The 21,819-nt window shown below is 70.5% G+C and carries 15 protein-coding genes and 1 tRNA gene; 6 read left to right on the forward strand and 10 right to left on the reverse strand.

The window, feature by feature from the left end; genetic code table 11:
- Positions 1-8: 8 nt before the first annotated feature.
- From mhpA to ACWELJ_RS21020, 4 genes are all read right to left on the reverse strand, one after another.
- Positions 9-1,598, reverse strand: coding sequence for a bifunctional 3-(3-hydroxy-phenyl)propionate/3-hydroxycinnamic acid hydroxylase MhpA (mhpA, locus tag ACWELJ_RS21005; protein ID WP_452367818.1), 1,590 nt, complete (start codon positions 1,596-1,598; stop codon positions 9-11).
- A 116-nt stretch (positions 1,599-1,714) separates the two neighbouring features.
- On the reverse strand, positions 1,715-2,716 hold the full coding sequence (locus ACWELJ_RS21010; protein ID WP_452367819.1) for an AraC family transcriptional regulator: 1,002 nt from the start codon (positions 2,714-2,716) through the stop codon (positions 1,715-1,717).
- Between the two features lie 48 nt (positions 2,717-2,764).
- Positions 2,765-3,421: a CoA transferase subunit B gene (locus ACWELJ_RS21015; RefSeq protein ID WP_452367820.1), complete on the reverse strand. Its 657-nt coding sequence runs from the start codon at positions 3,419-3,421 to the stop codon at positions 2,765-2,767.
- Positions 3,418-4,167, reverse strand: coding sequence for a CoA transferase subunit A (locus ACWELJ_RS21020; protein WP_452367821.1), 750 nt, complete (start codon positions 4,165-4,167; stop codon positions 3,418-3,420). Before ACWELJ_RS21020 ends, ACWELJ_RS21015 begins: the two co-directional genes overlap by 4 nt.
- Before the next feature lie 124 nt (positions 4,168-4,291).
- On the opposite strand from ACWELJ_RS21020, the gene ACWELJ_RS21025 reads away from it, so the two are divergent.
- Both ACWELJ_RS21025 and ACWELJ_RS21030 read left to right on the forward strand, forming a co-directional pair.
- Positions 4,292-5,083 (forward strand): IclR family transcriptional regulator domain-containing protein, encoded by a 792-nt coding sequence (locus ACWELJ_RS21025; protein WP_452367822.1) that lies wholly within the window; start codon positions 4,292-4,294, stop codon positions 5,081-5,083.
- A 10-nt stretch (positions 5,084-5,093) separates the two neighbouring features.
- The gene (locus ACWELJ_RS21030; RefSeq protein ID WP_452367823.1) at positions 5,094-6,302 is read left to right on the forward strand and encodes an acetyl-CoA C-acetyltransferase; all 1,209 of its coding nucleotides are present in this window, start codon (positions 5,094-5,096) and stop codon (positions 6,300-6,302) included.
- A 79-nt stretch (positions 6,303-6,381) separates the two neighbouring features.
- Here the strand turns inward: ACWELJ_RS21030 and ACWELJ_RS21035 are convergent, their stop codons facing one another.
- The 3 genes from ACWELJ_RS21035 to ACWELJ_RS21045 form a co-directional block, all read right to left on the reverse strand.
- Positions 6,382-6,807 carry a PaaI family thioesterase gene (locus ACWELJ_RS21035; RefSeq protein WP_452367824.1) on the reverse strand — a complete coding sequence of 142 codons (426 nt, stop codon included), beginning with the start codon at positions 6,805-6,807 and terminating at the stop codon, positions 6,382-6,384.
- Complete coding sequence (locus ACWELJ_RS21040; RefSeq protein ID WP_452367825.1) at positions 6,804-7,370, reverse strand: TetR/AcrR family transcriptional regulator; 567 nt, start codon at positions 7,368-7,370, stop codon at positions 6,804-6,806. Before ACWELJ_RS21040 ends, ACWELJ_RS21035 begins: the two co-directional genes overlap by 4 nt.
- Positions 7,371-7,541: 171 nt before the next feature.
- A tRNA-Leu gene (locus ACWELJ_RS21045) sits at positions 7,542-7,623 on the reverse strand.
- A gap of 389 nt (positions 7,624-8,012) precedes the next feature.
- Between ACWELJ_RS21045 and ACWELJ_RS21050 the strand changes: the two genes are divergently transcribed.
- Entirely contained in the window at positions 8,013-17,351 is a 9,339-nt protein-coding gene (locus tag ACWELJ_RS21050) for a fatty acid synthase subunit beta domain-containing protein (protein WP_452367826.1), read from the forward strand.
- 200 nt (positions 17,352-17,551) lie between these two features.
- Positions 17,552-17,974, forward strand: a complete 423-nt coding sequence (gene acpS, locus ACWELJ_RS21055; protein ID WP_357284227.1) for a holo-ACP synthase AcpS — start codon at positions 17,552-17,554, stop codon at positions 17,972-17,974.
- A gap of 19 nt (positions 17,975-17,993) precedes the next feature.
- Here the strand turns inward: acpS and ACWELJ_RS21060 are convergent, their stop codons facing one another.
- A complete protein-coding gene (locus tag ACWELJ_RS21060) occupies positions 17,994-18,632 on the reverse strand; it encodes a TetR/AcrR family transcriptional regulator (RefSeq protein ID WP_357284577.1) in 639 nt (212 codons plus the stop codon).
- Between the two features lie 307 nt (positions 18,633-18,939).
- Here ACWELJ_RS21060 and ACWELJ_RS21065 point away from each other — a divergent pair, with 307 nt between their 5' ends.
- Entirely contained in the window at positions 18,940-20,256 is a 1,317-nt protein-coding gene (locus ACWELJ_RS21065) for a hypothetical protein (RefSeq protein WP_452367827.1), read from the forward strand.
- A gap of 97 nt (positions 20,257-20,353) precedes the next feature.
- On the opposite strand, the gene bcp is transcribed toward ACWELJ_RS21065, so the two are convergent.
- Positions 20,354-20,827 (reverse strand): thioredoxin-dependent thiol peroxidase, encoded by a 474-nt coding sequence (bcp, locus tag ACWELJ_RS21070; protein ID WP_452367828.1) that lies wholly within the window; start codon positions 20,825-20,827, stop codon positions 20,354-20,356.
- Between the two features lie 143 nt (positions 20,828-20,970).
- Here bcp and ACWELJ_RS21075 point away from each other — a divergent pair, with 143 nt between their 5' ends.
- Positions 20,971-21,195, forward strand: coding sequence for a DUF3618 domain-containing protein (locus ACWELJ_RS21075; RefSeq protein ID WP_452367829.1), 225 nt, complete (start codon positions 20,971-20,973; stop codon positions 21,193-21,195).
- Between the two features lie 205 nt (positions 21,196-21,400).
- Here ACWELJ_RS21075 and ACWELJ_RS21080 read toward each other — a convergent pair whose 3' ends face one another.
- Positions 21,401-21,706: an excalibur calcium-binding domain-containing protein gene (locus ACWELJ_RS21080; protein WP_452367830.1), complete on the reverse strand. Its 306-nt coding sequence runs from the start codon at positions 21,704-21,706 to the stop codon at positions 21,401-21,403.
- Positions 21,707-21,819: the final 113 nt, after the last annotated feature.

A 21,819-nucleotide genomic window follows, 5' to 3' on the forward strand; every position in this document is an offset into this window, starting at 1 on the left:
GGGGCCGCTCATGCGATCACCGGGTCGCCGACCGCGGGCGCGGGCGCGAAGCACAGGCGCGCACGCAGGGCGTCGAGGTGGGCGGGCAACTCCGCCAGCGCCCCGGCCCCGAACAGATGGAAGTCAGGGCGTGCGAGGAGGAATTCGATCCCGTTGTCGCGCAGGAACTTCCCGTACACGCCGTCGGCGTCGTCGAAGTCCGCGCCGGGGACGGCCACCACCGCGCCCAGCCGTGCCAGGAATTCGCGCTGACCGGCGTCGAGGACCGCGTCCGGGTCGGTCGCGGCGATCAACTGGAAACCCCGCCCGACGACATCGTCGAACAGGCCGGTGCGATCGCCCACCGTGACCCGGCCCTGCGGCGCGAGGGTCCCCGCCAGCGGCGACGGCACACCATCGGGCCCGGTGCGGATCACGCCGCGGGTGAGCGTCGGGAACGGCGCCGGCGGCGGGACATCGCCGGCGCGGAAGGCCGCGTCGCGGGCGGCGGCCTGCTCGGCGTCGTGGGTGTTCGCGATCCGCCCCAGCGCCACCGCGCCCTCCACGATCGCGGTCGCGTGCGGCCGCCGCTCCTCCTCATAGGTGTCGAGCAGCCGGTCGTCGGCCAGCCCGCGCAGCACCAGATCCAGTTTCCAGGCCAGCGTGATCGCGTCGCGCATGCCCGAGCACGCGCCCTGCCCCAGATACGGGGGCATGGTGTGCGCGGCGTCGCCCGCGAGCAGGACCGCGCCGCGCCGCCATTCGGTGGCGATGCGCGCCTGGAAGGTGTAGACCACGTGCCGCAGGATGCGCACCTGCTCGGGCCCCAGACCGTGCCGTTCGCGCAGCCAGCGCCAGGAGTAGTCGATGTCCTCCAGCTCGGCGGCGTCCTCGCCCGGCAGCACGGCGAGCTCGAAACGCTGGCGCCGCTGCCCGATCGGCATGAACATGTGCCCGCGCGCCGGATCGCAGAACTGGATCAGCTGATCGAAGCCGGGGCCCAGCTCGCCGAGGATCTCGGTGTCGATGTTCAGCCAGCGATCGTCGATGCCGAGATCGAAGCGTTCGATACCGGCGGCGGTGCGGACGAAGGAGTTGGCGCCGTCGGCCCCGACCACGAATGTCGCGGTGGCCGTGGACAACTCGCCGTGCCCCCACATCTCGGTGCGATCCTCCGACCACGGGCGGTAGGTCAGGCGCATCCCGCCGGCGGTCTGCTCCATGCCCACCACCGCGTGCCCCTGCTCGACCACCACGTTCGGGAAGGTCCGCACCCGGGCGTCGATGGCGTCCTCGATATCGGGCTGGTACATCGCGATATGCGCTGGGAATCCACAGGATTCGCCGGTGAAGTCCAGCTCCACCAGCAGCTCGCCGGAACCGTTGACATAGCGGTAGCTGTCGATGGGGCGGCCGTCGCGCAACGCGTCCTCGACCCGCGCGGTCGCCTGGATGATGCGGGCGGCCTCCCCGTCGATGTGGGTGAGACGCGGCAGGCCGTACAGGCCGGGCCAGCGTTCCAGCACCAGGACCCGATGGCCCGCGGCGCCGAGCGCCGACGCGAGGACCAGTCCGGTCGGCCCGTATCCGACGATCGCGACATCGAAGTTGTCGGTCATGATCTGTCCTTCCCTGTGCCGCCCACGACATCGGGCGGCGGCAACGAAGAGGACGTTAGAAATCCGGCGCGGAGCATGCGATCCAGATCACGCCAGCGCCATCCGGATCGCGCCAGTCACAGTCCCAGCGCTTGGCGCAGGGTGACCGACGGGGCGACGCCGTAGTGCCGGCGGTAGGCCTCCGCGAACCGCGGGCCGTGGGTGAAGCCCCAGCGCAGCGCCGTCTCGGTGACCGTGGTCCCGGCTCCGGGCGTGGCCGTGCGCAACTCGTCGTGGACCCGGCTCAGGCGGGTCTGCTGGATGTAGGCGGTCGGGGACAAGCCGTAGCAGTCCTGGAAGTCGCGTTGCAGCGAGCGGGCGCTGACCCCGGCCGCCGCCGCCACACCGCTCAACGACAGCGGCTGATCGAGATGATCGTGAATGAAATCGACGGCCCGCGACACCGAGCGCCGCCGATAGGGCGCGTGCTCGGCACCCAATTGCTCGGAGTAGTCATGGGATTGGCAGGTCAGCAGACCCGTCATGAGGAAGTCGGTCCACTGCGCGGCGGCCAGCGGATGACCGGCCAGGCTGTCGGCCCGGCCCAGATCCCGCGCCAGCGTCAGCACCGTCTCCGACCACGAGGCGGCCGCGCCGAGCAGCGGCATATCGGGCCGGAAACGGATCGGACCCGCGATCGGCTGCCCGAGCAGCCCTTCGAGATGGCGTTCCAGCACGGGGCGCTCGATGCGGATGTGCAACTGGCGGTAGGCGTCGCTGAGATGCATGCGCGCGGCCATCGTCGGTGACAGCAGCGCCGCGTGGCCGGGATCGACGACCAGGTCGACACCGTCGCAGCGCAGCCGATTGCTGCCGCCCACCGACAGATTGATGTCGTAGTAGCTGAGCCGGTCGGTGAAATCCGCGACCAGTTCCGCGCCCGCGTGCTCGGCGTACACCAGCGTGAGCGGGCCCAGCTCGGCCTCGGCCAGCCGGGCGCGGATCCGCGAGCGCGCCGCCGTGGGGGAAAGACGGTGCGAGGTCAGCCGTTTGGAGATCTCAGCACGGAATTCGTCGATGTCCTCCGTGCGCAATCCGCGGCTGCGTTCGAGAAACGCCCCCGTGCTCACGTTCGCCATGTCCTCATCCTCGAGCAGGCGGCGCGTCCGATCGGTCGTGCCTAGCTGTTATCGAATGCCCACCGGGGCGCTGTCATCGACCCGGATCGGGGCTCCCGTCGCCGCCCGCAACTCCGCGATCGAGATCCTGGGAGCCGTCTCGACCAGCGTAAACCCGTCCGCGGTCAGGTCCAAGACGGCCAGATCGGTGACCACCCGGTGCACGCAGCGGGCCCCGGTGAGCGGCAGCGTGCAGGTCTCGAGCAGTTTCGAGGCGCCGGCCTTGGTGCGATGCTCCATCATCACGATCACCCGCCGGGCGCCGTGCACCAGATCCATCGCCCCGCCCATGCCCTTGACCAGACTGCCCGGCACCATCCAGTTCGCCAGATCGCCGCGGGCGCTGACCTGCATCGCGCCCAGCACCGCCACGTCCACGTGGCCGCCCCGGATCATGGCGAAGGAGGCCGCGGAGTCGAAGCACGCCGCACCCTCGACCAGGGTGATCGTCTCCTTGCCCGCGTTGATGAGCTCCGGATCGAGCTCGTCCTCGGCCGGATACGGGCCGACGCCGAGCACGCCGTTCTCCGAATGCAGCACCACCGACACATCCGGCGGGAGGTAGTTGGGGATCAGCGTGGGTATACCGATGCCCAGATTGACGTACTGCCCGTGCTCGAGTTCGGCCGCCACGCGCGCGGCCATCTGCTCCCTGGTCCAGCTCATGCCCGCACCGTCCGCTTCTCGATTCCCACTCGTACCGGCCCCACGTGCACCACGCGCTGGACGTGGATGCCGGGCACATGGATCTGATCCGGGTCGAGCTCGCCGGCCTCCGCCAGGTGCTCGACCTGCGCGATGGTGATCCTGCCCGCGGTCGCCGCCAGCGGATTGAAATTCCTTGCGCTGCGCCGGAATACGAGATTGCCGTGCCGGTCCCCGCGCCAGGCGTGCACCAGCGCGTAGTCGGTGGTGATACCCCGCTCGAGGACGTGATCGACCCCGTCGAGCTCTCGGATCTCCTTCGCGGCGGAGGTGACGGCCACGGTGCCGTCCGGGTGATAGCGCAGCGGCAGCCCGCCGTCCGCGACCAGCGTGCCGACGCCGGCGCGGGTGAAGAACGCCGCGATCCCGGCCCCGCCCGCGCGCAGGCGCTCGGCGAGCGTGCCCTGCGGGGTCAGTTCGACCTCCAGTTCGCCCGCGAGGTACTGGTGCGCGAACTCCTTGTTGTCGCCGATATAGGAGCTGACGGCCCGCCGGATGCGGTGGGCCTCGAGCAGCACCCCGAGACCGAAGCCCATGGTGCCGCAGTTGTTGCTGACCACCTCGAGCTCCTTCGCGCCCTGGTCCAGCAGCGCGTCGATGAGGATCTCCGGCACGCCGACCAGGCCGAATCCGCCGACAGCGAGCGACGCGCCGTCCGGGATATCGGCGACCGCCGCGGCCGCGGTCGCGATGACTTTGTCCACCATGGGGACCACGGTAGGGCCATGGTGTGCGAAAAATGAACCTCTGTTCGCATAGCGAACACATTGGACTTCGGACTGGTGTTCGCAATACGGATAGTCGTACGTTTTCCGAACAGAGGAGGATGGCATGGACGAGCCCGCCGGGACCGAACCCGCGAACCCCGACTTCGTGCAGTCGCTCGCCCGCGGACTGTCGGTGATCCGCGCCTTCGACGCCGACCATCCGCGCCGCACGCTCAGCGAGGTGGCCAAGGCGACCGGCCTCACCCGGGCGGCCGCCCGCCGATTCCTGCTGACCCTCACCGAACTCGGATACGTGCGGGCCGGCGGGCCGTTGTTCGCGCTGACCCCGCGGGTGCTCGAGCTCGGGTACAGCTATCTGTCCGGCCTCGGCATCCCCGAGGTCGCCACGCCGCACCTGGAGGCGTTGACCGCGCAGGTGCGCGAATCGGCGTCGGTGTCGATCCTCGACGACCTCGACATCGTCTATGTGGCGCGCGTGCACGTCAGCCGAATCATGACCGTGACCATCGATCTCGGCACCCGGTTCCCGGCGTACGCGACCTCGATGGGCCGGGTGCTGCTGGCCGGGTTGCCCAACGACGAGCTCGAGGCGCGTCTGGCGCGAATCCGGTTCGAGCCGTTGACGACTCGCACCATCGGTGACGTAGAACAGCTGCGCCGGGAGATCACGCGGGTGCGGCGCGGCGGATACAGCATCGTCGACCAGGAACTCGAGGTCGGGCTGCGCTCGATGGCCGCGCCGATCCGCGACGGCTCGGGCACGGTCGTCGCCGCGCTCAATATCTCCACCCCGGCGGCGCGCTACCCCGCCGCCACCCTGCGCAACCAGCTGCTGCCCGCGCTGGTGTCCACCGCTCGCGCCATCGGCCAGGATCTGGCGCGCGTCCAGCATTGAGGAAGAAGCCATGTTCGAAGCCGTGATCTGCGAACCCCTGCGCACCCCGGTCGGGCGGTTCGGCGGCGTACTGAAAGACGTTGCGCCGGAGACGCTCGCGGCGACCGTGATCACCGAGATCGTGCGTCGTACCGGGCTCACCGGCGCTGATATCGACGATGTCATCCTGGGGCAGGCCTCGCCCAACGGGGAAGCGCCCGCGATCGGGCGGGTCGCCGCGCTGAACGCGGGGCTCGGCGTCTCGGTGCCCGGGCTCCAGGTCGATCGACGCTGCGGCGCCGGATTGCAGGCCGTCCTCCAGGCATGCATGCAAGTGGCCACGGGCGCAAGCGATCTGGTGCTCGCCGGGGGTGTAGAGTCCATGAGCCGCACCGAGTTCTACGCCACCGGCATGCGCTGGGGCGTGCGCGGCGACGGAGTTCGCCTCGACGACCGCCTGGCCCGGGCGCGGGTGACCGCGGGCGGCGCGCGGCACCCGGTGCCCGGCGGCATGATCGAGACGGCCGAGAACCTGCGCGCCGAATTCGGTATCAGTCGCGGCGATCAGGACGCGCTGGCGGTGCAATCGCATCGGCGGGCGGTCGCGGCGCAGACCGACGGGCGATTCGCCGACGAGATCGTTCCGGTTCCGGTGGCGCGCAAGGGGATCGCCGCGGAACCGGTCGTCGTCGACGAGCATCCGCGCGCCGACACCACCCTCGAGACCCTGGCCCGCCTGCAGCCCATCCGCGGCGCCGTCGACCCCGAATCCACTGTCACCGCAGGCAATTCCAGCGGCCAGAACGACGGCGCCGCGCTGTGCGTGGTGACCACCCCGCAGCGGGCCGCCGCGCTCGGACTGCGCCCCCTGGCCCGGCTCGCGGGCTGGGCCGTGGCCGGCGTACCACCGGAAACCATGGGCACCGGCCCGGTCCCGGCCACCGAACGCGTCCTGGGACGACTCGGGCTCACCCTCGCCGACCTCGACCTCATCGAACTGAACGAGGCGTTCGCGGCACAGGCGCTGGCGGTACTGCGCACCTGGAAGATCGAACCGGACGACCCGCGCGTGAACCCGAACGGATCCGGCATCGCGCTCGGCCATCCGGTCGGCGCGACCGGCGCCCGCATCCTCGCCACCCTGCTGCGCGAACTCGACCGCCGCGAGGGCCGCTACGGCCTCGAGACCATGTGCATCGGCGGCGGCCAGGGCCTCGCGGCGGTCTTCGAACGAGTGTGAATTCGCCTGTTCGGCAGCCTGTTACGGCGCTGCGGGGTGGGTTCGGGACCGTGCGCGATGGTGCCGCACTGTGTCCCACCTACTCGGCGAGGCGCTCCACCTTGCGGACGGTGCCGTGGGCGACGGCGCAGAGGATGGGGGTGCGGCCTTCGCGTTCGGCGTAGATCTCGCAGCGGGCGGCGGCTTGGCCGCGGGTGGCGTCGATGACGGTGGCTTCGGCGCGGAGGGTGTCGCCGTCGGCGGGGCGGAGGTAGGTGATGGAGACGGCGCCGGTGAGGACGGCGGGGCCGAGGACGGTGCCGGCGGCGAAGGTCAGGACATTGTCGGCGGCGAAGGCCAGGACGCCGCCGTGGACCAGGCCGAATTGCTGGCGCAGTTCGTCGCGGATGGGGATCTCGAGGGTGGCGGCGCCCTTGTCGAAACGGGTCAGGTCGCCGCCGACGAGCTGGGCGAAGGGCTGGGCGGCCAGGACTTCGCGGGCCAGGTCGAGGGTGAGGGTCGTCATCGGGGTTCTCCTGCGAGGGTGCGCCAGGCCGCGGCGGCCAGGTCGTCCGCGACTTCGGTTGGGGGATCGGGGATTTCGCCGGCCAGCCACAGGCGTGAGTACTCCTGGATCGGGCCGAGCCACAGGGCGTACAACAGCGGCACGCCGAGGGGGCGGACCGCGCCGTAGCGGGCGTGGGTGCGCCACCAGAGGTTCACCCGGGACAGGAAGCGCCGGTTCTCCTCGTCGTCAGCGTCCGCCGGACCGGGTGGTCGTGGCACGGCCAGGATCGCGGCGCGGGCGGGATTGCCGGTCACCCAGCGCGCGTGCGCGGACACGATGCGCCGCACACCGTCCTCCGCGTCGGCCGCCTCGTCGAGCACGGCCCACACCTGGCGCTGGTAGTCGGCTCGCGCGAAGCGCCACACCTGCCGGTACAGCTCGGCCTTGTCCGGAAAGTGGTGGTACAGCGCGCCGACGCTCGCGCCCGCCTGTCTCCGCACATCGGCCAGCGTGGTGTCGTGCACCCCCTTCGCCGCGAACTGTTGCTCCGCGGCCAGCAGCAGCCGATCTTTGATCTGCATGGACAGAACATTATTCGGTTCTGCGTCGACTGGCCAGACCAGCGAGTGGTCACGCGTCCGATAAGCCCGAGCAGATCGGATAGCCTGCTGGTTGCTGGATGGGGGTAGACCGCCCGGCGAAGGAGTCTCGCGGGCCGGGGGATCGGGGTCGGCGAGATCGCCGGAAAGATGTGCGCGAGGCGGGACTTGAACCCGCACGTCCTAGGACACCAGAACCTAAATCTGGCGCGTATGCCAATTTCGCCACTCGCGCTAACGGTACGACCGTCCAAACTTTACCGGGTCCAACTGGGATCGCGAAGTACCGGGGACGTGTTTCGTACTGGTCGGTAACCTCACCTGGGATTATAACGATTCGATAAAGGTCAATGTGAGGGAGCCTCACATTTCCTACGCGGACGTAACCGGGTTCACCAGCGGCTTCAAACATGAGGGAGAGTCATGTTTCGGATTATTCTGGTACGTCCGTGCATGAATACTGGGCGGTAAAGCCCTGGTCGGCGGCCAAACATGAGGAGATCCTCATGATTTTGTGCGATCCTCGGCATCTACCAGGGCCTGCGGGCCGGAGGGATACCTGCGCACCGTGAGCGCGGTCCAGTCCTGTGGAGACGGACCGCCAGGAGAAGGAAGTCGAACGTCTTGACGATCAACGAGAGCACCGGGACCGGATCGAAGTCCAGGGCGGCGGGGAAGTCACGGGAGAGCGGGATCAGGTCGTCGCTGCTGGACCGGTTGCTGGGGGGCGCGCCGTACGCGCTCGCCTTCGGCGGCCAGGGCGCGCAGTGGCTCACCGAACTGGAGGAGATCGGGCGCGACTCCGCGCTCGAGCCCGAACTGACCGCGCTCGTCAACGAGGCCGCCGCCCAGCTGGAACCGATTGCGGCGCAGCTGCTCGTGGTCCGGCCGGTCGGGTTCGACCCCATCGCGTGGATGCTGGAAGAAGAGATCGCCGACCCGGAGCAGGGGGAGGTCTCGGGAGCGCCGTCAGCGCAGGTGTTGCGCTCCGCCGCCGTCTCCATGCCGGGTGTGTTCCTGACCCAGATCGCCGCGCTGCGCGCGCTGCGCCTGCAGGGCCTCGACATCGCCGCGCACGCGCCCGCCGCCGTCATCGGCCACTCGCAGGGCCGCATCGCCGCCACCGCCGCCGAAGCTCACGGGCAGCGTGACGCCGAACTGCTGGCCATCGCCCAGCTGATCGGCGCCGCGGCCGGTCTGGTCGCGCGCCGCCGCGGCCTGCTGCCGATCGGCGAGAAGTCCCCGATGGTCGCCGTCTCCAATGTCGACCCCGAGGCGCTGAAAGCCGTTGTCGTCGAGGTCATGGCCGGTGTCGCGCTGGAGAAGGCCGCCGTGCTGTCCATCCGCAACGGCCGCCGCCGTGCCGTGCTCAGCGGCCCGGTCGCCCAGCTGGACCGCGTCCGTCAGCGCGCCGCCGAGATCAATGCCGAGCAGGCCGCCGAGCGCGACGCCAAGAAGCGCGGCGGCGCGGTGTTCGCCCCCGTCTTCGAGGACATCCCGGTCGAGGTGGCCTTCCACCACCCGGCGCTGGCCGAGACCGTCGACCTGGTCAAGGGCTGGGCCCAGCAGTGCGGCCTGGACGCCGAGCTGGCCGCCACCCTCACCCAGGAAGTGCTCGTCGACCCGATCGACTGGGTCGCCATCGTGGACGACACCGTCGCCAAGGGCACCCAGTGGATTCTCGACCTCGGTCCCGGCGACCTGCTGACCCGCCTCACCGCCGGTTCGCTCAAGGGCACCGGCGTCGGCGTGCTCGCCGCCTCCACCCGCCCGGGCCAGCGCAGCCTGTTCACCCCCGGCGCGGCCCCCGAGGTCGCCGCCGCCTGGAGTGAATTCGCGCCCAAGCCGATCCGCCTGCCCAACGGCCGCGTCGTGGTGGAGACCTCCTTCACCCGCCTCACCGGTCGTTCCCCGATCCTGCTGGCGGGCATGACCCCCACCACGGTCGACGCGAAAATCGTTGCGGCCGCGGCCAATGCGGGCCACTGGGCCGAGCTGGCCGGTGGCGGTCAGGTCACCGAGCAGATCTTCGCCGACCGCGTCGAGGAGCTGAAGAGCCTGCTGCAGCCCGGTCGCGCGGTGCAGTTCAACTCGCTGTTCCTGGACCCGTACCTGTGGAAGCTGCAGCTGGGCGGCAAGCGCATCGTGCAGAAGGCCCGCACCGCGGGCGCGCCGCTGGACGGCGTCATCGTCACCGCCGGCATCCCGGAACTCGAAGAGGCCGTCGCCCTCATCGAGGAGCTCGCCGAGGTCGGCATCACCCACGTGGCGTTCAAGCCCGGCACCGTGGCGCAGATCCGCGCCGTGCTGCGCATCGCCGACGCGGTCCCCGGCTACCCGGTGATCATGCACATCGAGGGCGGCAAGGCCGGCGGTCACCACTCCTGGGAAGACCTCGACGACCTGCTCCTCGACACCTACGCCGAACTGCGCGGCCGCGACAATGTCGTGGTCTGCGTCGGCGGCGGCATCGGCACGCCCGAGCGCGCCACCGAATACCTCACCGGCGCTTGGTCGCAGCAGCACGGCTACCCGGCCATGCCGCTGGACGGCGTCCTGGTCGGCACCGCCGCCATGGCGACCCTCGAGGCCACCACCGCCCCCGAGGTCAAGCAGCTGCTGGTCGACACCCCCGGCACCCCGGACTGGGTCGGCGCGGGCACTGCGGTCGGCGGGATGGCTTCCGGCCGTAGCCAATTGGGCGCCGACATCCACGAGATCGACAACGCCGCCTCCCGGACCGGCCGCCTGCTCGACGAGGTCGCCGGCGACGCCGACGCCGTGGCCGCGCGCCGCGCCGAGATCATCGAGGCGCTGAACATCACCGCCAAGCCGTACTTCGGCGACGTCGCCGCCATGACCTACCTGGAGTGGCTGGAGCGCTACGTCGAGCTGGCCGTGGGCCTGGACCGCCGCAAGGACTTCGACTGCGGCGCCGACTTCGCCGACGCCATCGCCGACGCCACCCGCTCGGTGTGGCTCGACATCACCTGGCGGGATCGTTTCGCGGAGATGGTGCGCCGCACCGAATCCCGCCTCAACCCGGCCGACCGCGGCGAGATCGCGACGCTGTTCGCCGACGACGCCGCCTTCGAGACTCCGGTCCAGGCGATCTGCACCCTGAAGGAGCAGTACCCGGCGATCGCCGAGGCCGTGCTGCACCCGGCGGACGTGCCGTTCTTCGTCAGCCTGTGCAAGACCCCCGGCAAGCCGGTCAACTTCGTGCCGGTCGTCGACCAGGACGTGCGCCGCTGGTGGCGTTCGGATTCCCTGTGGCAGGCCCACGATTCGCGCTACACCGCCGACCAGGTCTGCATCATCCCCGGCACCGTCGCCGTCGCGGGCATCACCCGCGTGGACGAGCCGGTCGGTGAACTCCTCGACCGCTTCGAGCAGGACGCCGCCTTCGCCCTGGTGCGCGCGGGCGTGGTCCCGGCCGCCGTGGACGGCCGCCGTCGTACCGAGGTCGCGGGCGGACTGCTCGACATCGTGCTGGCCGCACCGGATGTGCAGTGGGCCGGCCGCACCACCGTCAACCCCATCCACCGCCTCGGCGATCTGGACGAGTGGGTCATGAACGGCAAGGGCGCCAAGCACCCGCCCACCGGCGCCACCCTCTCGGCTACCGACGGCCCCGAAAGCGATTCCGCCTACCTGGAATTGACGGTCCCGCTGCTGGGCAAGGACGCCGTCCGCATCCGCCTGACCGTCCCGGTCTCGGTGTACAACGGCGGCGCGCCGGTCATCACCGAGGACGACGCCGAGGCCGCCATGTCGGCGCTGCTCGCCGTCGCCGCGGGCCAGTCGCTGCCCGAGGTCAAGACCGTCGACGGCGCCCAGGTCGCGCACGTCAACCTGGCCTGGAGCCCGGACCTGATCGCCGACCACGCCGGCGTCACCGGCGCGGGCCTGCCCGACAGCCTGAGCACCCTCGGCCGCACCGCCCCCGATGTCCTGGTGGGCGCTTGCTGGCCCGCCGTTTTCGCGGTCCTGGGCGCGACCCGCACCGCGAACTCGCAGTCCGTCATCGAGGGCATGCTGGACCTGGTCCACCTCGACCACCAGATCGAGCTGCTGGGCGCGCTGCCCGCCGAGCACGCGGTGCTCGCGGTGCGCGCCGAGTCCGCCGAGGTGCTCGACACCGATCTGGGCCGCGTCGTCGAGGTCAAGGTCACCGTCGGCGTCATGCGCGACCACGGCCTGGAGACCCCGGCCGTCGCGAAACTGGTGGAGCGCTTCGCCATTCGCGGCCGCACCGGCCAGGCCGAGCTGGCCGACCCGCCGCGCGCCGCCGGCTCGCTGTCCGACGACGCCACCGACACCCCGCGTCGCCGCCGCCGCGACGTGACCCTGGTCGCCCCGCGCGCCATGGGCGCGTTCGCGCACGTGTCGGGTGACTTCAACCCGATCCACACCTCCGAGAACGCCGCCCGCCTGGCCGGTCTGGGCAACCCGATCGTGCACGGCATGTGGCTCTCGGCCGCCGCCCAGCACGCGGTCTCCGCGATCGACCTGGGCGACAAGGTGCCGCCGCGCACCATCACCGCCTGGACCACCCGCTTCCTGGGCATGGTCCGCCTCGGCGCGCAGATCGATGTGCGCGTGGAACGTGTCGCGGTGGACCGCGGTTCGGAGATCGTCGAGGTCTCCTGCCGCATCGACGGCACCCTGGTGATGACCGCCACCGGCCGCATCGCGCCGCCGAAGACGGTCTACGCCTTCCCGGGACAGGGCATTCAGGCCAAGGGGATGGGTCTGGAAGCGCGCACCCGGTCCAAGGCCGCCAAGGAGATCTGGGACCGCGCCGACAAGCACACCCGCGAGGCCCTGGGCTTCTCGATTCTGGCTGTGGTGCGCGACAACCCGACCTACCTCAAGGCGCGGGGCGTCGAATACCGCCACCCGCAGGGCGTGCTGCACCTGACCCAGTTCACCCAGGTGGCCATGGCCACCCTCGGTGTGGCTCAGGTCGCCGAGCTGCGCGAGGCGGGCGCCTTCATCGAGGGCGCGATGCTGGCGGGCCACTCCGTCGGTGAGTACAACGCCCTCGCCGCCGCGGCGGGCGTGCTGCCGCTGAACGCGGTGCTGGAGGTCGTCTTCCAGCGCGGTTCGGCCATGCACGAGCTGGTGCCCCGGGATGCCCAGGGCCGCAGCGACTACCGCATGGCCGCCATCCGCCCCTCGCAGATCGGCATCGCCGACGACGAGGTCATCGGCTGGGTCAAGGGCCTGGGCGAGCAGGCCGGGGAGTTCCTCGAGGTCGTGAACCTGAACCTGCGGGGCGCGCAGTACGCCATCGCGGGCACGGTGAAGGGCATGGAGGCGCTCGAGGACGAGATCGAGCGCCTGCGCGCCGAGACCGGCGGCAAGCGCGCGTTCGTGCTCATCCCGGGCATCGACGTGCCGTTCCACTCCACCGTGCTGCGCGCCGGCGTGCCGGAGTTCCGCACCAAGCTGCTCGACCTGCTGCCCGCGGACCTGCAGCCGGAGCTGCTGATCGGCCGCTACATTCCGAACCTGGTGCCCAAGCCGTTCAACCTGGAGCGCGAATTCGTCCAGGAGATCGCGGATCTGGTGCCGTCCGAGCCGCTGGCCGAGGTGCTGGCGAACTGGGCCGACTGGTCCTCGGAGGCCAAGCGCGTCGAGCTGTGCCGCGTGGTCCTGGTCGAGCTGCTGGCCTGGCAGTTCGCCAGCCCGGTCCGCTGGATCGAGACCCAGGACCTGCTGTTCACCGATGTCGAGCACGGTGGCGTGGGCGTCGAGCGCTTCGTCGAGATCGGTCTGGCCGCGACGCCGACCGTCGCGAATCTGGCGTCGAACACGCTGAAGCTGCCGCAGTTCGGCAACGCCGTGGTCGAGGTGCTGAACATCGAGCGTGAGCGCGGCGTGGTCTACTCGACCGACACCGACCCCGCGCCGGTGGAGGAGCCCGAGGAGACCCCGGCCGAGACCGCCTCCGCCGCACCGGTTCCCGCCGCTGCCGCCGCCCCGGCCCCCGTGGCCGTGCCGACCGGTGGCCCGACCCCGGACGACATCGCGTTCTCCGCCGCCGACGCCACCCGCGTGCTCATCGCGCTGTGGACCAAGCTGCGCATGGACCAGATCGGTCCGGTGGACACCATCGAGGGCCTGTGCGACGGCGTGTCCTCGCGCCGCAACCAGCTGCTCGTCGACCTCGGCGCGGAGCTCTCGCTGGGCGCCATCGACGGCGCGGCCGACGCCGACATGGGCGCGCTGTCCAACACCGTCGACCGCCTGGCCCGCACCTACAAGCCGTTCGGCTCGGTGCTGACCGACTCCATCGGCGACCACCTGCGCAAGGTGTTCGGCCCCTCCGGCAAGCGTCCGGCGGCCATCGCCGACCGGGTCAAGAAGACCTGGGGTCTGGGCGACGGCTGGGCCAGCCACGTCACCGCCGAGGTCTCCCTCGGCACCCGTGAGGGCCAGTCGGTCCGCGGTGGCGACCTGGGCGGCCTGGTCTCGGGCGGGCTGTCCGACAGCGCGTCCGTGGACGCCGCCATCGACGCCGCCGTGCAGTCCGTGGCCGCGCGCCGCGGAGTCGCGGTCTCCATGCCGTCCGCCGGTGGCGGTGCGGGTGGCGCGACCGTCGACGCCGCCGCGCTCGGCGAGTTCACCGAGCAGATCACCGGCCGCGACGGCGTGCTGGCGCAGGCCGCCCGGGTGATCCTGGAGTCCCTCGGCCATGCCGAGCAGGCGTCCGCGCCGGAGGCCACCACCGACACCCTGGTGGATCTGGTCTCGGCCGAATTGGGTTCGGACTGGCCGCGACTGGTCGCGCCCGCGTTCGACGCCAAGAAGGCCGTCCTGATCGACGACCGGTGGGCCTCGGCCCGTGAGGATCTGGCCCGCCTGTGGTTCGGCAACGACGGCTCGCTGCCCGCCGAACCCGCGGTGGACGGCTACCTCGGCGCCGGTGAAGCCGTTGCGGCGCAGGCCACCTGGTGGCGCAACCGCGCCATGAAGGAGGCCCGCTCGGTGCTGGCCGGCGTCTACGGCGCCATCGCCGAGGCCGCGCTCAGCTCGAACGAGCCCGGCGTCTGGTCCTCCGACATCGCCGTGATCACCGGCGCCAGCAAGGGTTCCATCGCGGCGGCGGCCACCGGTCGCCTGCTCGCGGGCGGCGCCACCGTCGTGGTCACCACCTCCTCGCTCAACGACGACCGCCTGAGCTTCTACAAACAGCTCTACCGCGACAACGCCCGCAAGGGCGCGGCGCTGTGGGTGGTTCCGGCGAACATGGCCTCCTACACCGACATCGACGCGCTCATCGACTGGGTCGGCACCGAGCAGGTCGACAATGCCGGTGGCGCGAAGATCCTGGTCAAGGAGGCGATGACCCCCACCCTGCTGCTGCCCTTCGCCGCGCCCCGCGTGGCCGGCGACCTCTCCGACGCCGGCGCGCGCGCCGAGCTGGAGATGCGGGTGCTGCTGTGGTCGGTGGAACGTCTGATCGGCGGCCTGTCCGCCCTCGGCGCCGATCACGACGTGGACGCGAAACTGCATGTGGTGCTGCCGGGTTCGCCCAACCGCGGCATGTTCGGCGGGGACGGCGCCTACGGCGAGTCCAAGGCCGCCCTGGACGCCATCGTCGCCAAGTGGCGCGCGGAGACCTCCTGGTCCGAGCGGGTCACCCTGGTGCACGCGCTGATCGGCTGGGTGCGCGGCACCGGCCTGATGGGCGGCAACGACCCGCTGGTCGAGGCCGTCGAGAAGGCCGGCGTGCAGACCTGGTCCACGCTGCAGATGGCCGACGAGCTGCTCAAGTGGTGCACCTCGCGGGCCCGCGTGGTGACCGCGTCCGGACCGCAGCAGATCGACCTCACCGGTGGTCTCGCCGGCGCCAAGCTGGATCTGCCCGCCCTCGCCAAGGAGGCGCGCGAGCAGGCCGAGGCCGCGGCCGCGGAGTCGGAAGACGCTGACGGCGTGACCATTTCGGCTCTGCCGGCCCCGCCGACCGTGAGCTCCAAGCTGGTCGCCCCCGAATGGGGTTCGGTCACCGCCGATCTCGACGACATGGTCGTCATCGTCGGCGCCGGCGAGCTCGGCCCCTACGGTTCGGCGCGCACTCGCTTCGAGATGGAGGTCTCCGACCAGCTCTCCGCCGCGGGCGTGCTGGAGCTGGCCTGGACCACCGGTCTGGTCACCTGGGAGAACGACCCCAAGCCGGGTTGGTACGACACCGAATCCGGTGAGTACGTCGAGGAATCCGAGCTGGCCGACCGCTACCACGACACCGTGGTGGAGCGCTGCGGCGTGCGCCGCTACGGCGACGACGGGGCCATGATCGACAACGCGGCCCCGCTGCTCACCTCGGTGTTCCTGGACAAGGACCTGACCTTCGTGGTCAACAGCGAGGCCGAGGCGCGCGCCTTCTTCTCCGCCAACCCGGAGCAGACGGTCGTCACCCCGGTCGCCGGAACGGGCGACTGGCAGGTGACCCGCAAGGCGGGCACCGAGATTCGCGTGCCCCGCAAGGCCAAGCTGACCCGCACCGTGGGCGGCCAGATCCCCACCGGCTGGGACCCCACCAAGTGGGGCATCTCCGCCGACATGGCGAGCTCGGTCGACCGGGTGGCGTTGTGGAACATCGTCTGCACCGTGGACGCGTTCCTGAGCTCCGGCTTCAGCCCCGCCGAACTGATGAGCTGGGTGCACCCGGCCATGGTGGCCAACACCCAGGGCACCGGTATGGGCGGCATGTCGTCGATGCGCTCGCTCTACATCGACAACCTGCTCGGTGAGCCGCACGCCAACGACATCCTGCAGGAGGCCCTGCCCAACGTCGCGCTGGCGCACGTGGTGCAGAGCTACGTCGGCTCCTACGGCGGCATGATCCACCCGGTCGCGGCCTGCGCGACCGCGGCGGTCTCCGTCGAGGAGGGTGTGGACAAGATCAAGCTCGGCAAGGCCGACCTGGTGGTGGCCGGCGGCTACGACGATCTCGGCATCGAGGGCATCGTCGGCTTCGGCGACATGTCCGCCACCGCCGACTCGGCCGCCATGTCCGCCAAGGGCATCAGCGACCGCTACTTCTCCCGCGCCAACGATCGCCGCCGCGGCGGCTTCATCGAATCGCAGGGTGGCGGCACGGTGCTGCTGGCCCGCGGCTCGGTCGCGCTGGAGATGGGTCTGCCGGTGCTGGGTGTGGTCGCGTTCGCGCAGTCCTTCGCCGACGGCGTGCACACCTCGATCCCCGCTCCGGGCCTGGGCGCCCTGGGCGCGGGCCGCGGTGGCCCGGAGTCCAAGCTGGCCAAGGAACTCGGCAAGCTGGGCGTCAGCGCCGACGAGATCGCGGTCATCTCCAAGCACGACACCTCCACCGCCGCGAACGATCCCAACGAGTCCGAGCTGCACGAGCGGCTCGCCACGGCGATCGGGCGCTCGGAAGGCGCTCCGCTGTTCGTGGTTTCGCAGAAGACCCTCACCGGTCACGCGAAGGGCGGCGCGGCGGCGTTCCAGATGATCGGCCTGTGCCAGGTGCTCGCGCAGGGCGTCATCCCGCCCAACCGCAGCCTCGACTGCGTGGACGAGAAGATGGCCCAGTACCCGCACCTGGTGTGGCTGCGCGAGGCGCTGACCGTGGGAGATCGCTTCCCGCTCAAGGCCGGTCTGGTCACCTCGCTCGGCTTCGGTCACGTCTCCGGCCTGGTCGCCATCGTGCACCCGCAGGCCTTCGTGGAGGCCATCGCCGACGCCGAGGCGCGAGAGGCGTACCAGCGCAAGGCCGAAGAGCGGCAGCTCGCGGGCCGGCAGCGCTTCGCCGAGGCGATGTGCGGTGGCGCACCGATGTACGAGCGGCCCGCCGACCGCCGCCTGGGCGGCGACGGCACCCCGGCCAAGCGGTCGCGGCAGCTCGAGGCCGACATGCTGCTCTCGCAGCAGGCGCGGCTGGGCTCCGACGCCGTCTACGTGGCGGTGCCGAAGGGACCGGCCTGCCGGTAACCCGATGAAGGACCGGCCTGTCGGCCAGTAGCTCCCGGCAGGTCTGACACGGCGGGTTCGTGTCCTGTGCGCCGCGCGACACAGGACGCGAGCCCGCCGTTCCATGTCAAGGGAACGCGCGAGCCTACGGTGGCGTAGGTCCCGCTGGTATGTTCGCAGCCAATTCGACTGCACTACGAGGAATCTAGGAGTCCCGCACTGTGACGATCCTGGGTATCGGCCTGGACTTGGTCACCATCTCCGAGTTCGCCGAGCAAATGGAACGCACCGGAACCACCATGCTCCGGGAGAGTTTCACCGCTGGGGAGCGGCGCTATTGCCAAAGCAAGGGCACCGACCCGGCCCGCAGCTACGCCATCCGCTGGGCCGCCAAGGAGGCGGTCATCAAGGCGTGGGCGTCATCCCGCTTCGCCCGCAGCCCGCAGATCGGCGACAACCCGTATCCGCTGATCGAGGTCGTCAACGACGCCTGGGGCCGGCCCAGCATCAAATTGCACGGGCTGGCAGCGGAATTCCTGCCGCGGGTGCGAGTTCACCTGTCGCTCACCCACGATGGCGACACCGCCGCCGCCATGGTGGTGCTGGAGGATCCGGGCGAGATCGCCGATCTGATCCGCGACTGACGCGGTTCGCGGGTGCGCGCTACTCCGGATCGAAGGTGGTGCGCTGCCCGCCGGATCGCGATTCCTTCTCCGCGATCAGCAGATACGCCACCATGAGGCGCTTGAGCTCGGCGACGGCGTCCTCGTGGGCCAGGCCGTCCTGCACCGAGAAGTTCAGCATCGAGTACACGACGTGCACCAGCACCTGCGCCATCATGGAGCGGCGGCCGCGCGGGGTGCGCGGCATCAGCGGGCGCAGCATCTGCGAAACCGCTTCCGCGAACTCCTTTTCGTGGATCGCGCCGGTGGCCCGGGTGGAGGGCGTGGACTGCATGGCCAGCCACACCTCGCGCCGCGACGGGTCGGTCATCCACAGATCCGCCAGGTGATCGACGAGCTGGGTCATGTGCCGCAGCCAGTCCATGGACGGGATCTCGCCGTGGAAGTCGGCCAGCTCCTGCGAAACCGCCACCAGGTCTTGACGATTCAGCTCGCAGACGATGACGTACTTGTTGGCGAAGAACTGGTAGAGCGTGCCGATCGGCACCTCCGCGCGGGCCGCGACCTCTTCGCAGGTGAACGATTCGAAGCCGACCTCGACCAGTAATTCGCGGGAGGCCTGCAACAGGGCGTCGAACTTGCGTTTCGATCGTTCCTGCGTCGGGCGGCGACGAGGCATCAGCTCTTGTGGGTCGTCCTGCAGCTCCAACGCAGGGTCCGGTCGTCGCGTCGACCTGGTTCCCGTGCGTGCTTCCACGTTCAACAGCCTACGGGTTACGACACGCGCATGACACGCTGCGGTAGTTCGTGTGTCACCGAATCCGACCCATCCGAGCCGCTGTCGGCTCCGAAGAATCATCGCAGCTGCCTCTCAGCTGCGGTTCTTCGCTGAAAGGGGCCCGGCCTCTTTCGAACCCGGTTCGTCCTCGGTTCTCCTCTCTCGACCTCGTGATCCTCGCCTGTACGTCGACGTTGGAAGGCTGATTGTGGTTGCTGCTACCCCTGTTCGTACCGCGGTGACGCTGGGCGTCGCCACCGAGCGCGGCACGGTCCGCGCCGTGGCCCTCGCCGACACGGGCGACAAGCTGACCGAGCGCGTGGTGCTCGAGCGCGTCCTGCCGATCGGCGGAGATGCGAAGGCCGACTTGGCGGTCGCGGTGGAGACGGCGCTCGAGGACATCGCCGACAAGATCGGCGCGGATCGGGAGATCATCGGCGCGGCCGTCACCTACCGTGACGCCGCCGAACGCCGCGCCATCGTCACCAAGCTGGCCGCCGGCCCCTGGCACGACGCCTCGCTGGTGTCCGCCAAGGCGGCGCATTTGGCGGTGGCGCGCGCCATGACCTGGGTGGACGAGTTCGAGGACCTCGCCATCTGCGAGGTGGTGCCCGGCTTCCAGGCGTTCTCCCTCATCTCGCCGGACCGCGCCCGCGTGCTCGCCGCGGTGACGCTCACCGGCGGCGCGGCCACCGACGACGCCATGCGTTCCGCGGTCACCGCCGCCTGGGACCAGTTCGACGCGGCCGGGGTAAAGCCGGACGCCGTGGTGCTGATCGGTTCCGCCGCAACCGAATCCGCGGTGGTGGCGGCGCTGGAATCCGGTTTCGGCGCACCCGTGATCCCCTGCCAGGTGGCGGCGGCCGCCCCGGCCCTCGGCGCGGCGCTGACCGCACTGCCCGAGGCCGAGTTCGCCGGCGAGGTGGCCGAGCGCATTCGCCGGGCCCGCGGTTCCGCGGCACTGTTCGCGGCGGCCAGCGTGCTGGCGGGCGGGCTGGTGGTGGGCGGCGTCCTCGCCTCCGGCAGCGATTCCAAGAAGGTGCCCGAGCCCGTCCTCACCGATTCCCGGGTCACCGCCGACGGGCGCAATGGCGGCGAGCACCGCATGAGTGACGCGGCCGTCCCCGGCCCGGACTCGGGTTCCGCCATCGGGACCGACGGCCTGCCCGTCGGCCCGGTCGCCCCGGCGGAAGGCGCGGTCCCGAATCCGGACCAGCAGCAAGCGACCGAGTTGCAGCCCGGTGATGTGGTGACCGTCGACCCGGCCACCCTGAACTGGGGTCCGGCTCGTTCCGGCGGGAAGCCGCGGCCACTGATCAAGGCCGATCCGGAGCCCGCGATGGCCTCGAGCCCGGAGTCGATCATCCCCGCCCCGACCCGCACGGCCGGCGCCCCGGGCGAATCCGGCTTGTTCCCCGGCGAACTCGCACCGCCGCCGTTGGGCACCGAGGAGTTCTCCTCCTGGTGGGACAACCACTGGCGCATGATGCTGCAGTGGGCCGCCCAGATGATGCCCAAGGTCTAGCGGCCTGACGCCCACGTCCAGCTCTGACGTGACGAACCCCGGTCCGCATCGCGGGCCGGGGTTCGCTGTGTTCGGCGGCGGTTCCAGCTGGTCTCGCCTAGACCGAAAGGTCGCGGCGGAGCTTCGCTACGTGGCCGGTGGCCTTCACGTTGTACTGCGCCACCTCGACCTTGCCGTTCTCGTCGATCAGGAAGGTGGAGCGGATGACGCCGGTCACCTTCTTGCCGTACATCATCTTCTCGCCGAAGGCGCCGTACGCGGACAGCGTCTCCTTCTCCGGATCCGACAGCAGCGGGAAGGTGAGCTGTTCGGTGTCGCGGAACTTGGCCAGCTTGGCCGGTTTGTCGGGGGAGATGCCGATGACGTCGATGCCCGCGCCGTCGAGATCGGCCAGGTTGTCGCGGAAATCGCAGGCCTGCTTGGTGCAGCCCGGAGTGCTGGCGGCCGGGTAGAAGTACACGATCACCTTGCGGCCGCGGTAGTCCGACAGCGAGACGTCCTTGCCGTCGGCGTCGGGCAGGGTGAAGGCGGGCGCGGTGTCCCCGGGACTGAGTCGGTGATTCTCGGTCATGCCGCCACGCTAGTCGACGGGCTCGAGCCGGTGTTGGCGATACACTCTCGGCAGGTCGGCTCGCCTGCGCGTGCGTCGCGCGAGAGCGGCCCCGATTCGACGGCGCCGCGGATTCCGCGCGGCTTTTCAGACAGGAGTGTGACGTGGCGAGAGATACCGAAGCGATCGAGCGGGAGATCGAGGCCGCACGCAACCGGCTCGCGAGCACCCTCGACGAGCTGGCGGTACGCGCCGACCCCCAGCGGCTGGCGGACAATGCCAAGCAGTCCCTGGTGGCCAAGGTGAACGAGCCGAAGATCAAGTACACCCTGATCGGCGCGGGCGCCTTGATCGCGACCCTGGTCGTGGTGCGGATCTTCCGCCGCTGAGCGGCAGCCGAACCCGGGGGACAGCCCCCAAGCCCGAACACGAATGTGGCCCGGTCCCATTGGACCGGGCCACATTTCTGTGTGCCGAAGACAGCTGTGGCTCTCTGCGTCGAGCACAGCTGTGGCCCGGTCCATCGGACCGGGCCACGGGTCTCCATGGGGTTTCAGGGGTTTACCCCTGAGAGTCCCGAGAGTTGGGTCTTTCTCAGACCGTCGGGCAAGCCATGCCGGTGCCGTCCGGGTCCAGGTGCGGGCTGTAGCCGGGCTGGCCGCGGAACAGCGGAGCGGCGCCGGCGGCACGAGCCTGGTCGCAGTTCTGGTACACGGGGCCGCCGGCGGAGCCGGTCTGGGTGAGACCCGCGGAGCCGGTGGCGGCCGAACCGGTGTCGATGGCGGAGGATCCGGTACCGGCGGATCCGGTGATGACATCGGCGCTGGCGACGGCGGTCTGGGCTGCGATGGTCGTCAGGCCCGCGACGCTGGCGGTGACGAGTAGCCGGCGAACGTTCATGTATTCCTCAATGTCGGCGCGGTAAGGGTTAGCTTGGCCGAGTGTTCTGGCGCAACGTTGCATTGTCAACCGGATGAGCTATTCAACGAGGTGAATTAGGGGATTTGCCCCGA

Source organism: Nocardia sp. NPDC004582, from assembly GCF_053602115.1.